This is a genomic window from Flavobacterium anhuiense (genome assembly GCF_050990855.1).
Lineage (GTDB): Bacteria > Bacteroidota > Bacteroidia > Flavobacteriales > Flavobacteriaceae > Flavobacterium > Flavobacterium anhuiense_C.
In genome coordinates, this window is record NZ_CP158861.1 from 3,318,615 (window position 1) to 3,342,608 (window position 23,994).

The 23,994-nt window shown below is 35.2% G+C and carries 16 protein-coding genes; 14 read left to right on the top strand and 2 right to left on the bottom strand.

Going from position 1 to position 23,994, the window contains the following annotated elements; translation table 11 throughout:
* Positions 1-5: 5 nt before the first annotated feature.
* On the bottom strand, positions 6-563 hold the full coding sequence (locus ABTV69_RS14800) for a GNAT family N-acetyltransferase (protein WP_433830035.1): 558 nt from the start codon (positions 561-563) through the stop codon (positions 6-8).
* Between the two features lie 474 nt (positions 564-1,037).
* Here ABTV69_RS14800 and ABTV69_RS14805 point away from each other — a divergent pair, with 474 nt between their 5' ends.
* The 6 genes from ABTV69_RS14805 (at position 1,038) to ABTV69_RS14830 (ending at position 6,461) form a co-directional block, all read left to right on the top strand.
* Positions 1,038-2,051 (top strand): zinc-binding alcohol dehydrogenase family protein, encoded by a 1,014-nt coding sequence (locus ABTV69_RS14805; protein WP_433830037.1) that lies wholly within the window; start codon positions 1,038-1,040, stop codon positions 2,049-2,051.
* A gap of 144 nt (positions 2,052-2,195) precedes the next feature.
* Complete coding sequence (locus ABTV69_RS14810) at positions 2,196-2,582, top strand: DoxX family protein (protein WP_433830039.1); 387 nt, start codon at positions 2,196-2,198, stop codon at positions 2,580-2,582.
* Between the two features lie 402 nt (positions 2,583-2,984).
* On the top strand, positions 2,985-3,581 hold the full coding sequence (locus tag ABTV69_RS14815; protein WP_433830041.1) for a GNAT family N-acetyltransferase: 597 nt from the start codon (positions 2,985-2,987) through the stop codon (positions 3,579-3,581).
* 234 nt (positions 3,582-3,815) lie between these two features.
* Positions 3,816-4,544, top strand: a complete 729-nt coding sequence (locus tag ABTV69_RS14820) for a CPBP family glutamic-type intramembrane protease (protein ID WP_433830043.1) — start codon at positions 3,816-3,818, stop codon at positions 4,542-4,544.
* 49 nt (positions 4,545-4,593) lie between these two features.
* Complete coding sequence (locus tag ABTV69_RS14825) at positions 4,594-5,754, top strand: sensor histidine kinase (RefSeq protein WP_433830045.1); 1,161 nt, start codon at positions 4,594-4,596, stop codon at positions 5,752-5,754.
* Positions 5,754-6,461 (top strand): LytR/AlgR family response regulator transcription factor, encoded by a 708-nt coding sequence (locus ABTV69_RS14830; protein ID WP_433830047.1) that lies wholly within the window; start codon positions 5,754-5,756, stop codon positions 6,459-6,461. The genes ABTV69_RS14825 and ABTV69_RS14830 overlap by 1 nt, the downstream gene beginning before the upstream one ends.
* Positions 6,462-6,586: 125 nt before the next feature.
* Here the strand turns inward: ABTV69_RS14830 and ABTV69_RS14835 are convergent, their stop codons facing one another.
* Complete coding sequence (locus tag ABTV69_RS14835) at positions 6,587-10,516, bottom strand: hybrid sensor histidine kinase/response regulator transcription factor (RefSeq protein WP_433830049.1); 3,930 nt, start codon at positions 10,514-10,516, stop codon at positions 6,587-6,589.
* A 394-nt stretch (positions 10,517-10,910) separates the two neighbouring features.
* Here ABTV69_RS14835 and ABTV69_RS14840 point away from each other — a divergent pair, with 394 nt between their 5' ends.
* From ABTV69_RS14840 to ABTV69_RS14875, 8 genes are all read left to right on the top strand, one after another.
* Entirely contained in the window at positions 10,911-13,916 is a 3,006-nt protein-coding gene (locus ABTV69_RS14840) for a SusC/RagA family TonB-linked outer membrane protein (RefSeq protein WP_433830051.1), read from the top strand.
* Positions 13,917-13,932: 16 nt separating this feature from the next.
* Positions 13,933-15,456, top strand: a complete 1,524-nt coding sequence (locus ABTV69_RS14845; protein ID WP_433830053.1) for a RagB/SusD family nutrient uptake outer membrane protein — start codon at positions 13,933-13,935, stop codon at positions 15,454-15,456.
* Between the two features lie 291 nt (positions 15,457-15,747).
* Complete coding sequence (locus tag ABTV69_RS14850; RefSeq protein WP_433830055.1) at positions 15,748-16,923, top strand: cellulase family glycosylhydrolase; 1,176 nt, start codon at positions 15,748-15,750, stop codon at positions 16,921-16,923.
* 128 nt (positions 16,924-17,051) lie between these two features.
* Positions 17,052-18,086, top strand: coding sequence for a glycoside hydrolase family 43 protein (locus ABTV69_RS14855; protein ID WP_433830057.1), 1,035 nt, complete (start codon positions 17,052-17,054; stop codon positions 18,084-18,086).
* A gap of 213 nt (positions 18,087-18,299) precedes the next feature.
* Complete coding sequence (locus tag ABTV69_RS14860; protein WP_433830059.1) at positions 18,300-20,114, top strand: glycoside hydrolase family 2 protein; 1,815 nt, start codon at positions 18,300-18,302, stop codon at positions 20,112-20,114.
* 106 nt (positions 20,115-20,220) lie between these two features.
* Positions 20,221-21,243, top strand: coding sequence for a glycoside hydrolase family 43 protein (locus ABTV69_RS14865; RefSeq protein WP_433830060.1), 1,023 nt, complete (start codon positions 20,221-20,223; stop codon positions 21,241-21,243).
* Positions 21,244-21,288: 45 nt separating this feature from the next.
* Positions 21,289-22,467 carry an aldose epimerase family protein gene (locus ABTV69_RS14870; protein WP_433830061.1) on the top strand — a complete coding sequence of 393 codons (1,179 nt, stop codon included), beginning with the start codon at positions 21,289-21,291 and terminating at the stop codon, positions 22,465-22,467.
* A gap of 194 nt (positions 22,468-22,661) precedes the next feature.
* On the top strand, positions 22,662-23,642 hold the full coding sequence (locus ABTV69_RS14875) for a glycoside hydrolase family 43 protein (protein WP_433830063.1): 981 nt from the start codon (positions 22,662-22,664) through the stop codon (positions 23,640-23,642).
* Positions 23,643-23,994 lie beyond the last annotated feature (352 nt).

Below are 23,994 nucleotides of genomic sequence, written 5' to 3' on the forward strand. Positions count from 1 at the left end.
TATAATTAATTTTTTATTTGGAGGTGTTCTAGGTTTTTTTTAACCAAAGTTTTGTTTCCAACTACTTTAAAACCAAGCTTTAAATATAGATTTTTTGCACTCGGATTGTCTTCTTCGACCAGCAAACCTAAAACTTCTTTATTTTTATGAACGTATTTATCTATCAAAAATTGCAATAATCTGGAACCAATTCCTTTTCCTTGATATTTAGGATTCACGCCCAAAGAATCGATATAATATTCGCCTTCACGAGTTTCAAATTCAGGGTCAAACTCGGGATTATGGTGTTTTCTAACGTATTCCACAATCGGATTTCGTAGTTTCTCAATATCTGCACCGTTGTAAATGTTTACTGCACCAATGATTTCATCATTTTCTTCGGCTACAAAACAGTTTTGATAGGAATACTGATTATTTTCTTTTTCAATGAAGTATTGCAGAAAATTTTTCGCGGAAGCGTAATCTTCCTTAGCAATAAATTTGTAGATGATATCTTCCATTGCCAATAATAATATAGGAGAGATAGTTGTTGCGTCTGCTTTTTCTGCTTTTCTGATATTCATTTTGAAATGTTTTTTAGCAAATTTAAGGCTTTACTTTCAATTTTGTTTTTGTGCGTAAGTCGCTCTGCATAGTTTTTTAACGCAAAGAGCGCAAGGTTTTTTTACTACGCGTAAAGTTTGCTTTGAAATAAGAACGCAAAGTTTCCTATTGGGGTCTAAAAAAAGTTTTTTTTAATCTTTGTCGTCAAAGTTGGTACTTTGAGATAAGTCTAAGTGTTTAAAATTTTCTCCCGCAGATTTAGCAGATTGGAACAGATTTTTTTAATAAATCTGCTTGATTCGCTAAATCTGCGGGAGATAAAAAAATCATATGAAATAACTTTGTCAAAGTTTCAAACTTTGACAAAGTTGCTTGAGTATATATTTAAATCAATCTGCCGAATATCTACCAATATACGTTCAATATATACCAATTACGACATTCGAACTAGCCGTATATTTGTACTATAGTTTTAATTTAAACATTAAAAAGAAATGAAAGCAATAGGATTTAAAACATCATTACCCATAGAAAATCCAGAGAGTTTTATTGAGTTTGAAGCCGTAAAACCAATTCCTGGACCACACGATTTATTAGTTAAAATTGATGCGATTTCAGTAAATCCAGTCGATTTTAAGATTCGCCAAAATAGTGCACAAAATACCGTTTTAGAAACACCAAAAATTATTGGTTGGGATGCCGTTGGTATTGTACAGGCTGTGGGGCAAGATGTGACTTTGTTTGAAGTTGGAGATCCCGTTTATTACGCTGGAGATATTACCAAACAAGGAAGCAATGCCGAATATCAAATTATTGACGAAAGAATTGTCGGCAGAAAACCAAAATCCTTAAGTATTGAAGAATCGGCTGTGATTCCGTTGACGGCTTTAACGGCTTGGGAAATTCTGTTTGATAGAATCAGAATTAGCGCCGATAAAGACAAAGGAAAATCAATTTTAATTATTGGAGGAGCAGGAGGAGTAGGTTCGATTGCCATTCAGCTAGCTAAGAAAATTGCAGGTTTAACCGTTATTGCAACGGCATCGCGCCCTGAAACCATTGATTGGTGCAAACAGCAAGGAGCTGATTTTGTAGTAGATCATAAAGATTTGATTTCTTCGGTTCGAGAAGCTGGTTTTGAGCATGTTGACTTTATTTTAGATTTTGTAGACACCAATGCCTATTGGGATATTATGGTCGAATTGATTAAACCTCAAGGACATATCGCCTCAATTACAGGAAGCAGCGATCCTGTTGCATTAACCAAACTGAAAAGCAAAAGCGTTTCTTTTTCTTGGGAATTGATGTACACGCGTTCGATGTACCAGACAGAAGACATGATCGAACAGCATAATATTCTCAATATTGTAGCCGATTTGCTAGATGATGGTATTTTGAAAACAACTTTAAACACAACCCTAAACGGATTGACAGCCGAAAATTTAAAAAAAGCGCACCAGCTTTTAGAATCTGGAAAGACAATTGGAAAAATTGCGATTAAGTTTTAAAGTCTGAAATCGCCTTTCTGATAGTCTAAAAATGGTTATTTGGAACTGTTTTAAATAATGTTGTTTTTAAATAAGAAATTTTTGTATTTTCGCTTGCTTTCAAGCCCAATTTGTATTTAAATTTTAACCTAAACAAAATTATTTATGATTTCAAAAAACACAGACCTTGGATTATTGCTATTGCGTATTAGTACAGGTGGTTTAATGCTTTTTCATGGTGTTTCAAAATTGATTCACGGAATTTCATTCTTAGTAGAAAACATGGGCGCATTTGGATATGCGGTTTACATTGGTGAAGTTTTAGCTCCAATTGCTATTTTATTAGGATTTAGAACTAGAATTGCTGCGGTTCTTTTGGCGATCACTTGTGTAGTAGCGGTTGCAACAGCGCATTCTAATGAAATTTTCTCTATTAGCGAGCACGGAGGTTATGCTTTAGAATTATTAGGATTGTACTTTTTTGGCGCTCTTGCCTTGTTTTTTACTGGAGCTGGTAAATTTGCCGTTTCTAAAAACAATCAATGGGACTAATTTTCAAGTCAATACATATTACAGAAAGCTCTAAATTTCGATTTAGGGCTTTTTTGTTTTAATTCTTCTCATTTTGAAAATCATCTTATCATTTTGATACGCTTTTCTCAATTGATTAGAATTCAATTTTTGTTATTTGTTTAATAAATAAGTGTTTAAGACAATACAAGTGGCAGTGGCATGTCTTTTGTTTGTTAATGAGAGAGGTTATTTTATCGAAGCCAATTTTAATAAAAACATTCAAAGACATGAAAACAAATAAAAGCAGAAGCAGACAAATTACAAAAAACTATTCTTCAAGTAAATCAAGACGAAACAAAGATCGATTCGTGAACCTAATGGTATTTACAGTAGTTCTTTTTATTACTATAATGATGATTGCTAAAATAGCTTAAGCAGATCATGAAAACCTTAGCGTATAAATATGATGCAGCTGCTTTTTCTTTAAATAAACAAGCTGTTGAATCTTTTGATTTCATTATCGAAGAAACAAAAGAGGAACATATTCTTTATCTCAATCAAATCTGCGAAGAAACCTTATTATCTGCCAAAGCCCGCGGAACAGGAATCTCGGGCAGACCTCCAGAATTGCTAGCAAAAAAGATAAAAGAGGGCGAAGCCGTTATCGCATTTGCACCTGATGGAAAATGGGCGGGTTTTGCGTTTATATCTTCGTGGGAAAGCAGAAAATACGTTTCGAATTCTGGATTAATTGTCGCACCTGAGTTTAGACACACAGGACTGGCCAAAAAAATTAAAAAAAAGATTTTCGAACTTGGCCGTAAAAAATATCCAAAAGCACTCGTTTTTAGTCTTACGACAGGTCTTGCCGTTATGAAAATGAATCACGAACTCGGTTTTGAGCCTGTTACGTATTCTGAATTGCCAAAAGACGAAGAGTTTTGGGAAAACTGCAAAAGCTGTATCAATTGCCCTATTTTATTAAGCAAAGAACGTAAAAACTGTTTGTGTACCGCAATGCTATACGATCCGAATTAATTAGATAATGTGTCAATTAGATAATTAGTCAATTGCCCTCATTATCTAATTGACACATTATCTAATTGGCACATTATCTAATTGGCACATTATCTAATTGGCACATTGCCGAATTATCTTATCGGATAAAATCACGTTTTCACGGAGGAAAGTTTGCATTCTGCCGACTTGGCTTGAAAATTTTAAGTGATGCCTATACTTTTGATTCAAATTAAAACCTTAAAAATCAAAATTATGTCACTATTTACGCCACTTCTTTGGATCTTATTAATTTCTCCGCTAATTGTTATTGCTCATTTCAAATCAGAAAAATCTAATCTGAAGTATTTAGGATTTTTCATTTTATATTTTCTTGCCGATGTATTTTTGCAGGCTTCAGGAAAACAATGGATCGATTTAGATCTAAAATTCAATTGGGCGGGAAAAATCTTGAGTTTAATTTTAGGATTGATTATCATATTTTCTGTTTCAAAAGAAGAAAGAATTAAAATCGGATTTACTTCTAAAACCAATTCCAAAAGCAATCTAAAATTCGGATTATTGGTTTTCTTCGGATTTACTTTCTTCGATATTATCTTCAAATTGATTTTATTTCCAAAAGGAGGAAACTTCGATTTAGAAACCTTTCTCTTTCAAGCCACAATGCCTGGATTAACAGAAGAAATCCTCTTTAGAGGAATCTCTTTATGGCTTTTAGAAAAAGCTTTTACACCAACATGGAACTATCGTGGAGTCAAATTTGGTTGGGCATTTGTGATTGTAACAGTTCTTTTTGGAGTTTCTCACGGCGCGGTTTTAGATCAAGATTTGCATCTCAAATTTGATATTATGACAATGGTGTATCTTACGGTAATCTCTTCATTTAGTGTTGGTCTTTTGAGAAAATTTTCTGGAAATTTAATTTATTCTATTTTGGGGCACAACACGATTAATTTGATCAATGCGGTTATTAGAATTTTATAAAACCTGCCAAATTAAAGTTATATTTGAAACTGCTTTACAATTCAGTTATATGCCAAATACCGCATCAACTTCGGGATATTTTTTAGATAAAATTGCTTCGCTAAATTTTGATCAATTCTTTACCAAAAGAAATCGAGTTTTATTGCACATTTTCATGTGGTTAAGTTTCTCTCTTTTACTGTTTGCAAGTTATGTAATTGGTTATAAATTAGTTTATTTTGATGCCGTTTTGTTGACGATAAGAATGTCTTTAGTCAATATAATTGTGTTTTATATGCTGTTTTATCTTTTTTTGCCAAAGATATTTTCAGGAAGTAAAACTAGAATTATAATATTGTTATTATTGCTTTTTCCAATTTCCATTTTCGTTTGGATGGCTGCAACGTATTTTATTTCATTGATTTATTACAATTTAGGTCTTGAAGTTACTTTTGGAGAATTAAAAGGTGTCATTAAAATGAGTGCAGAACAAACGTTTTTAGAAGCCGTTTCTCCAAAACGAATGCTTTCGCAGACCATTATCATTATTTCTTTGCTTTCGCCTTTTTGTTTTGCTAAAATCTTGGTAGAAATTACGAAATTGTACAACAAGAAATTCCAGATTGAAAGAGAAAAAACAGCTTTAGAAATTCAGAATATTCAAATTGAAAAAGACTTTTTGAAAGCGCAGTTGAATCCGCATTTTTTGTTTAATACTTTGAATAATCTTTACGGATTGACGGTTCGAAAAGACAATCTCGCTCCAGAATTAATCCTGAATCTTTCGGATATTATGAGTTATACTTTGTACGAATCGAATACTGAAATTGTTCGTTTGGAGAAAGAATTGGATTTCATCAAAAATTATATCGCTTTAGAGAAAATGCGTTATGCTGATGAAACCAACATTCAAGTTACGATTGAAGGACAAACCGCTGGACTTTTTGTTGCACCGCTTTTGACTTTTACTTTCATAGAAAATGCTTTCAAATATGGTTTAAAAAGCAAAAATGCCTTTATAAAACTAGATATTAAAAGTGAAAATAATACTTTTTGGTTTAGTTTAGAAAACGATTATGAAGAAGCAATAAACGATTCTAGTTTTAGCGGAATAGGAGTAGAAAACGCCCGCAAACGCTTAGAATTGCTGTATCCTGATCAATATGAATTAGAAATTAAAAGACTGGAGAATTCGTTTAAAGTCGATTTAAAAATAGTTTTAAGAAAATAATGGAAAAGCTAAAATGCATAGTCGTTGACGACGAACCAATTGCAAGAGATATTATAGAATCTTTTATTGCCGAAATTCCGTTTTTGGATTTGCAAGCTTCGTTTGGAGAAGCGTCTAAAGCCTTGTTATTTCTGCAAGAAAATGAAGTTGACATTGTTTTCAGCGACATTGAAATGCCCAAATTCAATGGCTTAGAATTGGCGCAATCGCTTACCAACGCTCCAGTTATTATTTTCATTACAGCACATCGCAATTTTGCTTTGGAAGGTTTTGACACTGGCGCAGCAGATTATCTTTTAAAACCCGTCCGTTTTGATCGTTTCCTTAAAGCGGTAAATCGCGCGAAAGAATATCTTTCGTTAAAGAAAACAACTTCGGTTCATCAAATCAATTCCGATCGAATTTTTATAAAATCGGAAGGAAAATTGATTAAGATTCTGCTGAATGAAATTCTATATGTTGAAGCGCAAGGCGATTATTTGAAATTTGTAATCAATGGTGCTTCGTACACCACTCTCGGAACTTTAAAATCCATGGAAGAAGTGCTGAAACTTCCAATGTTCTTTCGCGTTCAGCGTTCTTTTATTCTGAATCTAGAAGCAGTCAGAAGCTTAAACGGAAATGTAGTTGAATTGATTGATGGAAAAACTATTTCTGCGGCTTTAAATAAAAAAGACGAACTCTATCAATTGCTGGGAATTCGATAATGTGCCAATGAGTCAATTAGAAAATGTGCCAATTAGATAATTAGATAATGAAAGGAATTGACTAATTATCTAATTGGCACATTTTCTAATTGATTTATTATCTAATTGACACATTGACTAATTAATTAGCGGTTTGTGTTGATGTAATCTGTCGGCGACATATTAAAATGTTTTTGGAAATTTCTCCCAAAACTTGTTTGCGATTTATAACCTACCATTTCTGCGATTTCGTACATTTTATAGTTTTCATTCAATAACAATTCGGCTGCTCTTTTGAGGCGTACGATATTTATTAACTCGTTTGGGCTCAAATTCGTAATGTCTTTAATTTTTCTGTATAAAGTCGAACGGCTCATATTCATGATTTCGGCAAGAGACTCTACGCTTAAATCCTGATCTGTAATGTTTTTAAGGATTTCGTCATCTAGTTTTTTCAAGAACTTTTCGTCTGTTTTATTGTGTGCAATGCTTTTAATGTGCGAAAGCGGAGAACTCGCATAATAATTCATGATTTGTCTTCGGTTTTCGATCAAATTATTGGCTTGAACTTTTAAATAATCCATAGAAAAAGGTTTTGCAACATAAGCATCTGCACCCACTTCAAGTCCGTCGATTTGTGATTTTAAAGAGCTTTTAGCGGTCAATAAAATAACCGGAATATGACTCGTTTCGAGATTTGTTTTAATCTTTTTGCACATTGTAATTCCGTCCATAATTGGCATTGTTACATCAGAAATTACGAGTTGAATATTTTCATTATGAATAATTTTTAATGCTTCTTCGCCATTTTCTGCTTTTAAAATAGCGTAAGTTGAAGCCAATTCTGTTGTGATAAAACTCAAAAGATCTTCATTATCTTCTACAACCAAAATCTGTGCTTTTTCGTTTTTAATTTCAATTGGTTCTTTTGGCGTTTCTTTTTCTGTCTGTTCTTTTTCAGAATCAGCGTAAAGCATAAATTCTTCTTCCTGATGCAACGGAAAAACCAATTCGAAAATGTTGTAATTTGGATCTTCAACTAAATCTAAACTTCCGTTATGCAATTGCGCCAATGAATGCGCCAGCGAAAGTCCAATTCCTGTTCCAGAAGCCGTGCTGCTGTCATCAACTCTAAAAAACGGTTCAAAAATCTTGTCTTTTAAATGAATAGGAATCACATTTCCGTCATTTTTTACAATCAAAGTCAGTTTCTTTTCATCTCTAAAAAGAGAAATAGAGACTTTTTTGTTTGAATATTTAATCGCATTATTAATCAAATTGCTCAGAATCTTCTTGAAAGCTTCTTTATCGACAAAAGCATGAATGTCTTTTTCACCCAATTCCAAGTCAAATTCAAGTTCACGTTCTTCAATCAATTGGCTGAATCTCAAATGGAAATTTCGAACCATCGAAGAAATATTCGCTTCGACGAAAGTCAGTTTTAATCCGCCAATTTCCGATTTTCTGAAATCAAGCAATTCGTTTACTAGTTTCAATAAACGGGAAGTATTTTTCTTCATAATCGAAAGATGCTGAGGCACTTCTTCCGATTCGTATTTCATTCCTAAAAGTTTTTCCAGCGGACCTTTAATCAAAGTCAAAGGCGTTCTAATTTCATGCGCTACATTGGTAAAGAAGTCAATTTTAGCCTGATAGATTTCTTTCTCTTTTTCGTCATTTAAATGCTTGATTTTGCGGTTATTCTTAATCTGAGTCAAATTTTGAGAATAACGAATTACGTAGTAAAACCCAGCGCAAATCAATGCGAAATACAGCAAATAAGCATAAATGCTTGCATACCACGGCGGAAGAATTCTAATTTTCAGTTTTACTTCTTTGCTCCAAACCCCAAAACTATTTAAGGATTTTACTTTAAAAACATAATCACCAGGAGCCAGTTCGGTAAAGAAAACTTTGTTGTTTCTTCCCAAATAAACCCAATCGTTGTTTACATTTTCCAACTGAAACCAATATTCAGTCAATTCTGGCGCGGTGTAATTTAAAGACGCAAATTCGAGATTGAAAGAAGATTGATTATTGTTCAATTCCAATTCGTCTAAAAAAGAAATAGATTGCGTAATAGGCGAGTCGGGGCTATTTACCTCGATATCTTTATTGTTAATCTGAAGATTGGTAATGTAAATAAAAGGCGTGTATTTGTTTTTGCTAAAATGCTTCGGATTAAAACTGATCATTCCGTTCAAATTTCCAAAATACATATCGCCGTTTGCATCTTTAAAAGCCGAATTGTAATTGAATTGATCGCTTAGCAATCCGTTTGCTGTGGTGAAAATCTTAATGGTCTTATGATCTGGGCCAAATTTCACCAAACCTTTAGAAGTCGTTAGCCACAGATTTTTAGCATCATCTTCTAAAATTGAATAGAAAACATTGCTCGGCATTCCGTTTTTGGTTGTGAATTTGGTAAAAGTGTGATTTTGTCTGTTGACCAGATTTAAACCGTTTTCTGTTGCAACCCATAAGTTTTTAGAAGAATCTTCAAAAATGGTGTTTATGGTATTATTCGTAATGCCTTTCGGATTTTTATAATCATAGGTAAAAACCTCTTTTTTCTTCGTTTTCGGATTATAAAACAGCAATCCGTCGCGGTAACTTCCTGCCCAGAGATTCCCGTCTGAGTCTTCTTTCACATTCGTATAATGATAGGTTTCAGGAAAGAATTTCAGGATTTCAAAATTATCTGCTTGTTCATTATAGCGATAAAGCCCTGATGTTGTAACGACAATCAAGTCGCCATTTTTCATTTCGTAAAAAGAAAAAATAAAGTTGCTGTGCAGTCCGCTTCTGCCGTCATTGGCGCTATAATGTTTGAGAACTCTGCCCGAATTTCGATCCAAAACATCCAAACCATGCTCAAAAGTTCCAACCCATATTTTATCTTTTCTAGGCATCAAAGCATGAATATTGTAATACGAAACATTGTAAGAAGTAAATTGTTGCGTTTTTGGATTAAAACGATTTACGCCCGCATCTTCTGTTCCAATCCATAAATCGCCTTGATCGTCTTTGTGAATTTCTCTAACTGCACTTCCGCTAATAGAGTTTTGATTGTTCTGTGGAAAATACTTTTTAAACTGTGTATATTGCTTCTGATGGTAATTGATACCGCCAAAATAAGTTCCAATCCAAATTCCGTTTTCTTTGTCAATCGTAATCGAGTAGGCCGCATTGTCTGAAATTGCATACGGATCGTTGTAATTCTTTTTAAGGTTTACGGCCGTTTTAGTTCTCAAATTATAAACATAAACACCAGATTCGCTCGCAATCCAAAGTTCGTCGTTTCCTTTTTTTCTGAACTGGCGGACAAAAACAGGCTCTTTAATGCCAAATTTCAGTTCACTTGTCGTTTTATCTTTTCTATTATATAGGAGTACGCCGTTGTCTTGTGTACCAATTACAATATTCTGCTGATCTACGGCGTAAATCACCGTGATTCTAAAATTAGCTTTATTGGCTGGTGGATTTAACGGAATATTTTCAAAAGAAAGGTTTTCTTCAGAATAATGATAGATTTTGTTTAAAGAAGAAGCCCAGATTTCGCCTTTATAATCTTTCGTAATTGAAGTTGTAATGAAATATTTGTTCGGATTAAAAGTGGTTGTTTGCTGCTTTTTTGGTGCATACTTATACAAAATGTTGCCCGAAACAAACCAAATGTTGTCTTTTTGGTCGTGATTGATGTCGTTGATACGATCGTTTATAGCTTCGTTCAAAATGGTAAAACGATCCAGTTTTTTATCATAATGATACAAACCTTTATCGGTTCCGACCCAAATGGTGCCATTATGTTCATGAAGTGACTGAATATAATTGCTTCCTAAACTATGAATTGGATCTCCATTACTTCTATACGTTTTAAAACGATAGCCATCAAAACGGTTTAAGCCATCTTTGGTTCCAAACCACATAAAGCCGTCATTATCTTGTATTGAGGTTAAAACGGTATTGTTTGAAAGTCCTTCTTCAACCTGAAAATGTTTAAAATAATAGTCTTGCGCATTCGAAAAATGTATCGAAAAAATGCTGCAACATAAAAAAAGAAAGAATTTACGCATGGTCCTGTTTTTTAAGCTAAAATCTAATTTTCTGCAAATCGTCTCAATATTCTACAAAATGTTGCAGCTGAATGAAAACGGGCTGTTTTTAGTACAATTTGAATCATTTGAGAGAGATATTGACACAAATGAAGCATTTTATTTTGAATAAAAAGCGCCTACTTTGAAAAATCAAATAAATGATATTGATAAAATTTTAAGGTTTAAAATATACTATCAATAAAATAAAGTTTGAAAAAATCAACCATTACTAATTTTGAAACAAAATGAACACTTTATTAAGAGAAAGGAATATTAGTTCTTTTTTTGTCCGTATTCCGGATGATTAAATAATTCAATATTTCATTAAACCAAACCACAAAAAGAAATAAAACTATCTAAAATGCAAAAATCAATGAAAACAAAGTTTACTCACTTTTTAACGAAGAGATATTACCTCTTGGTTTTCTTTAGTTTATTACTGCAGTCCGCTTTTGCCCAACAGATCACTGTGACGGGAAAGGTGACTACCGCAGACGGACAAGCCATTCCTTTTGCGAATGTTTTGATAAAAGGAACCCAAAATGGTGCCGTTACCGATTTTGACGGGAGCTATAAAATTGCAGCCGGAGGAAACCAAACCTTAGTTTTTAGTTCGCAAGGCTATAAAACAGTAGAAATGGCAATCAATAACAAAACTTCTCTAAATGTTATCATGGCAGAAGATGCTATGAAACTAGACGAGATAGTGGTTGTAGGTTATGGATCGCAACAGAAAAAAGACCTTACAGGTGCCGTTGCTTTAGTTAAACCTGATGAAATTCAGAAAAGACAAGTAACCACAGTAGCAGACGGACTTCAAGGTTTAGTTACCGGAGTTAAAGTTCGCGGTGGCGGGCGCCCTGGACAAGAAGCGAATGTGGAGATTCGTGGTCTTAAAAATCTTCAAAATACAAACCCTTTATACGTAATCGACGGTTTAGTGACTTCTGCAAACAGAGATTTTAATCCGAATGATATCGAATCGATTCAGGTTTTAAAAGACGCTTCTGCGGCAGCAATCTACGGTTCTAGAGCTGCAAATGGTGTAATCATTATTACAACAAAAAAAGGTAAAAAAGGGCCGCTTCAAGTTGAAGTTTCAGCAAAAAGCAGTTTCACCGTTATGCCTCGCTACGATTTGATGGGAACGGAAGAGTTCGCCAAATATAATAATATGGCGTATGACAATGCTGGGTTTCAGAGACAAAACCTGAATATGGCAGTTGATACCGATTGGCAAGATGCGGTTTTTAGAACAGGAATGATTCAGGATTATAATGCTAGTTTTTCTGGAGGAAATGAAAATTCGTCATTTTTTATGTCTGGAAATTATTTTGGAAATGAAGGAACGGTTGTTGGAACCGATTTTGACAGAATTTCATTCCGTGTGAATTCTAGCGGTACAAAAGGAATTTTTAGTATTGGAGAAAACTTAGCGATCAGTAATTCTAAAACAGATGAAATGTCTGGAAATCCAATTATTGATGTATACAGAATGACGCCAACCATTCCGCTTTACGACGCTTCTAATCCAGGAGGATACGGTTACGGAAAACAAGGAGTTGCCGATACTTTTGGTACAAATCCTTTGGCTTTGGCTGATTTTTCTAACGTAACCAATCAAAACTTTAGAATTAGAGGAAATATTTGGTCAGAATTGAAATTTGTTCCTTGGTTGAAATACCGTTTCAATTTCGGGTATGAAACAAGTTTCGATTCATATAAATACATGAGAAAAAAAGGAAGCTGGACATTAAACCAACCGCAAGATCCTTCTCAAACTGACCAAAATAAAGGAAGATCAGAAACTTTATTGTTTGAAAACACGCTGACTTTTAAAAAAGAATTTGGAAAACATGACATCACGCTTTTAGTCGGACAAACCTACCAAAAAGACAATTACGACCAAATTTACGGTACAAAGAGAAATCTTCCGATGAATTCTGGAACAGGAGAATATTATGAGGTTTTAAATCAAGGAGATTCACCAGTTGTGGGAGGTTTCATAAACGAAGCAGCTTTAACATCGTATTTAGGAAGGTTAGAGTACAATTATGATAACCGTTATTTATTTAATGCTGTTTTAAGACGTGACGGATCTTCAAAATTTAGTGATGCAAACAAATGGGGCAATTTCCCTTCTGTTTCTGTAGGATGGAGAATTAACAACGAATCTTTCTTTAAATCAGAATTCATTAAAGACTTAAAATTAAGAGCAAGTTACGGAGAATTAGGTTCTGGAAACATCGGAAATTATGAATACAAAAGTTTCGTAAACAATTTTGGGCAGATTGTTTTAGGAAAAGACCAAACGTTATATCCTTCTGCTGCTCAAGTAAAATTATCAAACGCAGAATTGCGTTGGGAAAAATTAAAACAAACGAATATAGGATTGGATTTAGGGGTTTTAAACAACGATTTACGCTTAACGGCTGATTATTTCATTGCTCGTACAGAAGATGTATTGTTTGGTTTCCCAATTTTATTAACTACAGGAAACGACGGAGGAAACCCAATTTCAAATGCTGCAACGGTAGAAAATAAAGGTTTTGAGTTAGAATTGGCGTACAGTAAAAAAATCAACGATTTCTCATTTAATGCTTCTGTCAACTTTACCAAAATCAATAACAAACTGGTTTCTTTAGGTAACGGACAAAATGAAAATTACTCTGGAAATACAGTTACGAGAGCGGGTATGCCAGTAGGCATGTGGTATGTTTTGGAGACAGATGGCTTATTCCAAAATCAGCAGGAAATAGACAACTATAAAAACGCTAACGGAAAAGTGATTATGCCAAATGCGGTTCCGGGAGATATTCGTTTTAAAGACAATAACGGAGACGGACAAATTACAAACGAAGATAAAGCTGTTGTAGGAAGTCCGTGGCCAGAATTTGAAATGGGTTTCAACGCTGGAGCTGATTACAAAGGTTTTGATTTTTCTATGAACTGGATCGCTTCAAACGGAGCAATGGTATATGACGGATTTAGAAGTGTTGTAGATCGTTTTGATGACAACAGTAACTACAGAAGAGGCATACAGCCTTGGACACCAGAAAATCCAAATACTGATTTTCCTAGAGTTACAAAAGGTTCAACTTTAAATTCAAGAGGAGACACAGACCGTTTCTTAGAAAGCGGCAATTTCATCAGATTGAAATACATCGGATTCGGATATAGTTTTCCTCAAAATGTGTTGCAAGGTTCTGGCATTTCGAGAGCAAGATTAACCTTATCTGCACAGAACATTATTACTATTACTAAATACCAAGGGTTGGATCCAGAGTTTACAAACAGTAATATTTTTGAAAGAGGTGTAGATAATGGTGCATTCCCAAATCTTAAGACTTATTCTTTGGGTGTAGAATTTAGCTTTTAATTAAAAAAACAGCGTAATGAAAAAAATAATAATTATAACAGCAGCTTTTCTAGGTCTTGTTTTTATAGCTTGTGAGAACGAATTGGACTTGAACAGCCCCAATGATATAACAGTAGACCAATACTGGAAAACGGAGAGTGATGCGCAAGCGGGTGTAAACTCGATTTATGCCATGTTTTATAAAGACGGATTGTGGGCAAGATGGATGTATTTTCGTTTAGACCTGACTTCGGATGAAGGTTATAGCGTGAGTCCGTGGACAGAATTGGCCGATTGGACAAGATTTAATTACATCAACTATAATTTTTGGGAAGGAAATGCCGTAACCTGGAGAGACACTTACAAAGCGATTTTCAGATGTAATCAGGTTTTGGCTAATGTTCCAGATATTACTTTTCAGAATGAAGATGATAAAAAGAAAATCATTGCTCAAGCTAAATTCTTCAGAGCATTACATTACTATTATGCGGCTGTAATTTGGGAAGATGTTCCGTTGGTTTTAGATCCGTCTACACCAGCAGATTTGCCACAGCAGAAAAAGGTAGATGAAATCTGGACTCAAGTTGAAAAAGATTTGAACGAAGCTTTTGAAGATTTGCCAAGAGATTGGGCAGCTGATCAATTAGGAAGACCAGATAAAGGTGCTGCAAAAGCTTTTCTTGCGAAAGTGTATATGCAACAGCACAAATGGACAGAAGCAAAAACGGCTTTAGAATTTTTAATTTCTGGAGCAGGAGCGAAGTATAGTTTGGTTGCCAATTATAGAGATAATTTTACAGATGTGAATGAAAACAATGCAGAATCTGTTTTTGAAATTCAGTTTGGAGATCAAAGAAAAGGAGGAACAGATGAAGCGCAGAATGCAGCAGTTTCTAGCAACCGCTCTCAATTTTTTGCACCAAGAGGAATTGGATGGTCAGACGGACAAGCACGTATTTGGTTAGTTGATGCTTTTAAACAAGAAAACAATAAAAACGGAAAACTAGACGAAAGGTTGAGATGGACTTTATTCTACCCTCAATTATTAGCTGATTTTGGAGACAAAACCTATGGTAGAGACTGGGAATGGAACAATAATGAAGCTTGGTTTAGAAAAGGAAGCCGTGATTATTACAGAAATAATGAAGATTACTACAGCCAAGTAAACTACAGATTGGTTCGTTATGCGGATATTTTATTACGCTACGCAGAAGTTTTAAACGAATTAGGAAATACAGCTGAAGCGTATCAGTATGTAGATATGGTAAGAACTCGTGCCAACATGAATGCATTGGCAACAGTACATCCTGAAATTGGAAACGATCACGACAAGTTTTTAGAACGTTTGAAAATGGAAAGAGTTTTAGAATTATGTGGAGAAAGTGTTCGTTGGGAAGATTTGAAACGTTGGGGAGACTTAAATTCTCAAGCTTCTGTCGACAAGATTGCGCTTCGTGATTCTGATTTTAAAAACTTCACAGTTGGTAAAAATCATAGAATGCCAATTCCGCAAAGTGATGTAGATAATAATCCAAATCTAGAGCAGAACTCTGGATATTAAAATGATCATGGGGTGAAATTGAGTAAAATTTAATTTTTAACACATAGTCCCGACACTTCGGGATAGTTTTTTACTGTTTCTGCTTAAGATTATAGAAAAAGCAAGCTTTAACACATAGCTCTATGTTTATTATTCTAAGTGAAACGCCTTTAAGCGCAAAGAGAAGCTATGTTTCTATGTGTTAAAAATAATTTCATCCAATGAGCTAAAACTGATTTTTTTGAGGGAATCAGACTCATAAGTTTGGTTCCCTTATCATAAAGAACGATTGTTCAAAAAATAAAAATTGAAATGAAGAAAGTAAAATTGTGTCTGACATTTATGTTAGCAGGACTCGTATTGCTTAGCTGCAACAATAAAAAAAGTAATCCTGAAGAAAAGAAAAGCGAAACCGCCTCTGTAGAAAAAAGAGAAATCTGGACAAAAGATCAGGCTAATAAATGGTACGCAGAACAGCCTTGGTTAGTTGGGGCGAATTATTCTCCTAGCACAGCTATAAATCAGTTAGAGATGTGGCAGTCAGCTACTTTTGATCCAAAAAGAATTGATCAGGAATTGGGTTGGGCGGAAGGTTTAGGCATGAATGTAATGCGCGTTTATCTGCACGATTTGTTGCACCAGCAAGATGCTGAAGGTCTTTACAAAAGAATGGACACTTTTTTAGGAATTGCAGACAAACACCACATCAAAACGCTTTTTGTTTTGTTTGATTCTTGCTGGGATCCGTTTCCTGCTTTAGGAAAACAACGTGCTCCAAAACCGCATACACATAATTCTGGATGGGTTCAAGCACCAGGACAAAAAGCACTTCAGGATAAAACACAATATCCTCGTTTGGAAAAATACGTAAAAGAAACCGTAGCGAAATTTAAAGATGACAAGCGTATTTTGGGTTGGGATCTCTGGAATGAGCCAGATAACATGACGGGACCATCTTATGAAAAAGTAGAAATTAAAAACAAAGCCGATTTAGTTCTGCCTCTTTTAAAAGACATTTTTGTTTGGGCAAGAGAAAGCAATCCGTCACAGCCATTGACTTCTGGGGTTTGGGTAGGAGATTGGAGCGACGAGGCTAAAATGAAACCTATGCACAAAATGCAAATCGAACAATCTGATATAGTTTCTTTCCACAATTACAATACACCACAGGATTTCGAGAAAGTAATCAAACAATTACAACGCTACGGAAAACCATTGTTATGTACAGAATATATGGCAAGACCAAACGGAAGCACTTTTGAAGGATTTCTTCCAATTGCCAGAAAGTACAATGTTGGTATGATCAACTGGGGATTTGTGGACGGAAAAACACAAACCAAATACGCTTGGGATAGCTGGACTAAAACCTACACAGCAGAGCCAAAAGTGTGGTTTCACGAAGTATTGCATACAGATGGAACGCCATACATCAAAGCTGAAACGGATTTAATCAAAAAGATGACAGCTGAGGCGAATAAGAAGAATTAGATAATGTGTCAATTTGATAATTAGATAATGAGAAAATGGGACAATTTAGAAAATTAGTCAATTAAAGCATTTTTAAAAATTATCTAATTATCAAATTGACTAATTGGCACATTTAAAAAAAAGAGCTTATGAAAACATTAAAGAACTTATTTTTTCTAGCAACAATTTTAGTAGGTTTTTCTGCGAATGCACAGCAGCCCAATCCTCCTGGACAGGTAAAGGGAAACGAAAAACCTAAAAACGAAGCCTATCTTTTTGCGCACATGACGCACAACGATTACGGAAGATTGTATTATTCGGTTAGTTTGGACGGACTTCATTGGGAAAATCTAAACAACGGAAAACGAGTTTTTGAAGAGTATAAAGGACATCCTGATATCTGCAAAGGACCAGACGGAAAATATTACATCGCAGGAAATACTGGAGATGATGCTAAAAGCATTAATATCTGGGTTTCGGATGATTTGATTACTTGGAAAAAACATTCCGATTATACGCCAGATTTGAAAAGTACGCCAGATTATTCAAACGCTTTACAGCGAATTGGCGCTCCAAAATTGTATTATGATGAACCTTCTCAAAAGTTCATCATGACTTGGCATACACCACATTTGGAAGGAACAAAAGAAGATGGCGAACGCTATTGGGCAAGCCAAAGAACGTTGTATGTTTTGTCTAAAGATTTGAAAAATTTCGAAGGAACGCCAAAACGTTTATTCGATTGGGATATGGGAACCATTGATGTTTTTATTCGTAAAGTCGGCGATTCCTACTACGCCGTAATTAAAGACGAAACCTACCCAACTTTGTATTGGACAACAGGAAAAACCATCCGAATTGCCAAATCAAAATCCCTTTTAGGACCTTATTCTTTGCCCCAGCAATCTATCAGTCCAAACTTTAGAGAAGCCCCAATGCTAATTCCTTCTCCAGACGACAAAATATGGTACATGTATTACGAACAATATCCAGGAGTTTCGTACGGATTATCAATCGCAGATAACCTAAACGGACCTTGGTTTCAAGCCTCAGGTTACACTTTCTTCTCCGATTGGGACAAATACAGTCTCCCAGAAAAAGTACGCCACGGCTGTATGATTACAATCTCTAAAAAAGAATACGACAGTTTGGTTAAGAAATTTGGACTTACGAAGAAGTTATAAGTTATGAATTATGAGTTATGAGTGTTTTTTGCAGTAAAAAATAACATACAGCAATTAACTTATAATTTATAACTCATAATTCATAATTCAAAAAAATGGTTAGTTAAGTTAGTTTAGTTCAGTAATTATCGGGCTTATGTGGAGATGAGCCCGGTAATTCATTTTTGATTTAGAAAAACATCATGGCATTCATTATGTCTAAAAATATACAGCATGAAAAGAAAAAGCATCCTTTTTTTAGCCCTGTTTTCTGTCTTTGCAGCAAACGGGCAATGGAAACCGCAAGGCGATAAAATCAAAACCAAATGGGCAGAGCAAGTCGATCCGAAGAAGCCTTTGCCAGAATATCCGCGTCCGATTATGGAGCGCGGACAATGGAAAAATCTAAATGGTTTATGGAGTTATAGTATTCAGGAATTCGGAAAAACTGCGCCTGCAAAATACGATGGGCAAATTTTAGTTCCGTTTGCGGCAGAATCTAGTTTGTCTGGCGTAATGAAAGAAGTAGGTGCTAAAAATGAACTTTGGTACGAAACCAATTTTTCTATAGAATCGGGTTGGAATGGCAAAAACATTCTGTTGCATTTTGGCGCTGTCGATTGGAAAACAGAAGTTTTTATTAACGATGTAAAAGTCGGTTCGCATACGGGCGGATATACGCCATTTTCGTTTGATATTACACCATTTATCAAAAAAGGAGGAAATCAGAAATTGGTTGTAAAAGTTTGGGATCCGTCAAATGACGGGCCACAGCCAAGAGGAAAACAAGTCAAAAATCCAGAAGGAATTTGGTATACTCCCGTTACAGGAATCTGGCAAACCGTTTGGATCGAACCTGTAAATGCTAAAAATATTATGTCATTGCATACAACGCCAAATGTCGATCATAGCACTATTAGCATGCAAGCAGACGTAAAAGGAGCGGAAATTGGAGATGTAATAGAAATTTCAGTTTTAGATAACGGAAAAGAAATTGCGAAACAAAAGGCAGTTGTAGGCGAAAGCAATAATATTGTTTTGAATGCGCCAAAATTATGGTCGCCAGAAAATCCGTTTTTGTATCAGACGAAAATTCGCTTAATCAGCAAAAATAAAGTCGTTGATGAGGTGAAAAGTTATTTCGCTATGCGTAAAATTTCATCCAAAAGAGATGAAAACGGCATTATGAGAATGCAGCTGAATAACAAAGATTATTTCCAATTTGGACCTTTAGATCAAGGCTGGTGGCCAGACGGATTGTACACCGCACCAACCGATGAAGCTTTGAAATACGATATCGTTAAAACGAAAGAATTAGGTTTCAATATGATTCGTAAGCATGTAAAAGTCGAGCCAGAGCGTTGGTACACGTATTGTGATCAAATGGGAATTTTGGTTTGGCAAGATATGCCAAGCGGAGACGATCAGCCGATTTGGCAAAATAGAAAATACTTTGAAGGAACGGAATTACAGCGTTCGCCAAAATCAGAAGAAATCTACAGAAAAGAATGGAGAGAGATCATGGATCATTTGTATTCCTATCCAAGTATTGTCGTTTGGGTTCCGTTTAATGAAGCTTGGGGACAATTCAAAACCGTAGAAATCACAGAATGGACAAAAAGCCACGATCCGAGCCGTTTGACAAACTCTGCAAGCGGTGGAAATCACTTCCAAACAGGAGATATTTTAGACTTGCATAATTACCCAGGGCCAGAAATGTATTTGTACGACGCGAGACGAGTTACGGTTTTAGGAGAATATGGGGGAATTGGTTTGCCACTCGAAGGCCATTTGTGGAGAGCAAATGACAACTGGGGTTACATCAAATTTAAAAACGAGGCAGAAGTTACCGCCGAATACAAAAAGTACGCGGAAATGCTTCGAAAATACGTTAAAACGGGATTCTCGGCTGCGGTCTATACTCAGACAACAGATGTTGAAGGCGAAGTAAACGGTTTTATGACGTACGACAGAAAAGTAGATAAAATGGATTTTAAAGCGGTACACAAGATAAATACTGAGGTTATTAATGCCTTGAATCAGAAATAAGTTTTTTTTTCTCTCGCAGATTTAGCAAATCATGCAGATTTTTTTATCAGCTAAATCTGCCAAATCTGCGAGAGGAAATTTAAAAACTTGCCCAAAAAACAATAAAATGAAAAAACACCTAATCCTTCTGCTGTTTACAACTCTAAGTTTTGCACAGCAGAAAACCTTCACCAATCCAATCCTGCCATCGGGAGCAGATCCTTACAGTACGTATTACAAAGGCTATTATTACTACACCAATACGTTGGGCAATAAATTGACTTTATGGAAAACAAAAGATCTTTCTGATATTAAAAATGCAGAAAGCAAAGTCATTTGGACTCCACCAAAGAATACTAACTATTCAGCTGAAATCTGGGCGCCTGAGTTTCATATCATCAACGGAAAATGGTACTGTTATTTTGCGGCAGACAATGGGGATAACAACAATCACCGCATGTATGTTTTAGAAAATAAATCTTCAGATCCGTTTAAGGGAAATTTTGAGTTTAAAGGCAAAATTGCTGCTAAAACAGACAAATGGGCGATTGACGGAAATGTTTTTGAATACAAGAAGCAATTGTACATGATTTGGGCCGGTTGGGAAGGTGATACCAACGGACAGCAGAACATTTACATTGCCAAAATGAAAAATCCGCTAGAAATTGACGGAGATCGTGTGATGATTTCTGCACCAACACACGCTTGGGAAACGCATGGAGCATTGCATGATGAGGTAAATCCGCCGCAAGTCAATGTGAATGAGGGGCCTCAGTTTTTGGAAAGAAATGGTAAAATCTTCATTGTTTTTTCTGCCAGCGGCTGTTGGACTGATTTCTATGCTTTAGGATTATTGAAGTTTAAAGGCGGAGATAATCTGCTAGATGCTTCGGCTTGGGAGAAAACTCCACAACCGATTTTCAAGCAATCAGAGAAAAATAAAGTGTACGCTCCAGGGCATAATTCTTTTTTTAAATCGCCTGATGGAAAAGAAGATTGGATTTTATACCATGCCAATTCAAATCCAGGAGAGGGTTGTGGCAATAAAAGATCTCCGAGAATGCAGAAAATCAATTGGGATGCTAACGGATTTCCAGTTTTGGGAGAGCCGGTAAGCGAGGGAACTCAATTGGCAATTCCTTCAAATTAATTAATCAGAGGATAGATTGCTTCGTTCCTCGTAATGACATAAAAAATGAAAAATCTTCAAATTACTGCAGTTTTGTTGCTTGTACTTTTTCAATTCAATTGTAAAGACAGCAAAAAAGACAATGCAGTTTCAAAAGAAAGTGCTGAAATTCTATCAGATTCCCTGAAAACGAATTTAGAGGCTAAAAATTTCAATACAATAATCGATGGCAAAAAAGTCAGTTTGTATTGGATTGAAAATAAAGGCATAAAAGCTGCTTTTACCAATTATGGCGGGCGATTAGTAGGTTTATGGGTAGCCGATAAAAACGGAAAACAGACCGATGTTGTGGTCGGAATGAACAGTGTAAAAGGCTTTAAAAATTCGACAGAACCTTACTTTGGAGCGACAATCGGAAGAGTTGGCAACAGAGTTGCGTTAGGCAGGTTTACGCTTGAAGGACAGCAATATACGATTCCGTTGAACAATGGGAAGAATGCTTTGCATGGCGGTGTAAAAGGTTTTCAAGACGTAGTTTGGAATGTTGAAAAACCAGACTCTAAGACTTTGGTTTTTACTTATACTTCTCCAGATGGCGAACAAGGTTTTCCCGGAAAGCTCAATGTAAAAGTCACTTATACGCTTGCCGAAGATCAAACAGTGAAAATGGAATACGAAGCGACAACTGATAAAACGACAATTGTAAATCTAACGAATCATGCTTTTTTCAATTTGAATGGAGAAGGAAGCGGAACGATTTTGAACCATGAATTACAGATTTACGGAGACAAATTTACACCAGTTGATGAAGGTTTAATTCCGACTGGAGAATTAAAATCGGTTAAAAATACACCATTCGATTTCACTTCAAAACACACCATTGGAGAAAGAATCGAAACGAAAGACGAACAGTTGAAATTTGGGAAAGGTTACGACCATAATTATGTGCTGAATACCGATAAAAAAGACAGTTTTGTTCATGCAGCAACTATAAAAGGAGATGTTTCAGGTATTGCTTTAGATATTTATACCGAAGAACCTGGACTACAGTTTTATAGTGGAAATTTTATGCAAAGCAAAAACACCTTTAAATCAGGTGTTAAGGATGATTTTAGAACAGCTTTCGCATTAGAAACACAACACTTTCCAGATGCTCCAAATCAGCCAAAATTTCCACAAATAACCTTAAAAGCGGGAGAGAAGTATCATACGGTTTCATTGTATAAGTTTTCGGTTTCAAAATGATTTAAAACGAGATGGAATTTAACGATAGAAAAGTGTTTTAAAATTGAAATCGAAAAGCATTTTTTGATAGCTAAAATTTAGATGTTTTTACTTAAAAAAATCTAAATTTTAGCTATAGAGTTTGTCTATACTGTATTTTTAACTATTTGATTTTTAGTGATAAAATAATATTTGATTAAATAAAAAGTTTAATAATGAAAATTAAGAAATATTGTAGCCTTCTAAGTTTGTTTTTAATAGCAATTTGCTGTGCTCAGCCTCAAAAAGAAGCTCAAAAAACGGCTTCAGAAGGCAAACCAATTATGCTTGCCGATCCAACGATTTTTTCGGAAAACGGAGTTTATTATTTGTACGGCACAACAACCGGAAATTTTACTAACGGAGAAGGCTTTCAAGTCTACACTTCGACTGATTTAAAAAAATGGAAAGGTCCAGTTGGAGCACAAAATGGTTTGGCTTTAAAAAAAGGAGATGCTTTTGGAACGAAAGGTTTTTGGGCGCCTCAGATTTTTAAGTTTAATGGTAAATACCAAATCATTTACACTGCCGATGAGAATATCGCCATTGCAACAAGTGATAGTCCGTTAGGGCCATTTAAAAACGATTCTAAGACTCCAATGTTTAATTTGGGTAAACAGATCGATCCGTTTGTTTTTGTTGATCAGAATGGCAAAAAATACCTTTATTACGTGCGTTTGACTGAAGGGAACAGAATTTTTGTTGCGGAGCTGAAAGATGATCTTTCTGGCATTAAAGAGGAAACATTGAAAGAATGCATTTCTGGCGTTCTTCCTTGGGAAAATACGCAAAATGTGCCTTGGCCTGTTACAGAAGGGCCAACGGTTTTAAAACACGACGGTTTATATTACATGATTTATTCGGCAAACGATTTTAGAAATCCGGATTATGCGGTAGGTTATGCAACAGCTAAAAGTCCGCTTGGACCTTGGGAAAAAGCTGCTGAGAGTCCTATAATAAGCCGTAAGGATGTTGGAATCAATGGAGTAGGACATGGCGATGTTTTTTATGATAAAAAAGGAAAAATGAAATATGTACTACACACGCATTATGACAATAACAATGTTTCGCCGCGAAAAGCTGGAATTATTGATATTGATTTTGAAGGAAATAAAATCAAAGCAGATGCTAAGAGTTTTATCTTGCTGCAAGACTAAAACGTATTGATTTTAGAGTTGAAAGTGGAAAAAGAGATGCTTTGGTACTCTCTGTGCTAATAAAAATGAATTGCCTTCAGCTTTAGCTGAAGGAAAAACAAATAAGTCTAAAAAAGGCTTTAGCCAAATGCATAAGTTTTGGCTAAAGCCTTTTTCTGCATCTACGGTACCTCCAGCTAAAGCTGGAGGCAATTAAAAATCAAACTTTGACTATAAATTAAGAATATACATTTGGGAATTTATTAAAGAAGATATTCAGGAAGCTGTTGAAAAAGAATTTTTTAAATAAGAAAGTTTGACAACTATTAACAGAGATATAATTTAAAACGTTGGTTATTTCGCATCAGATTCG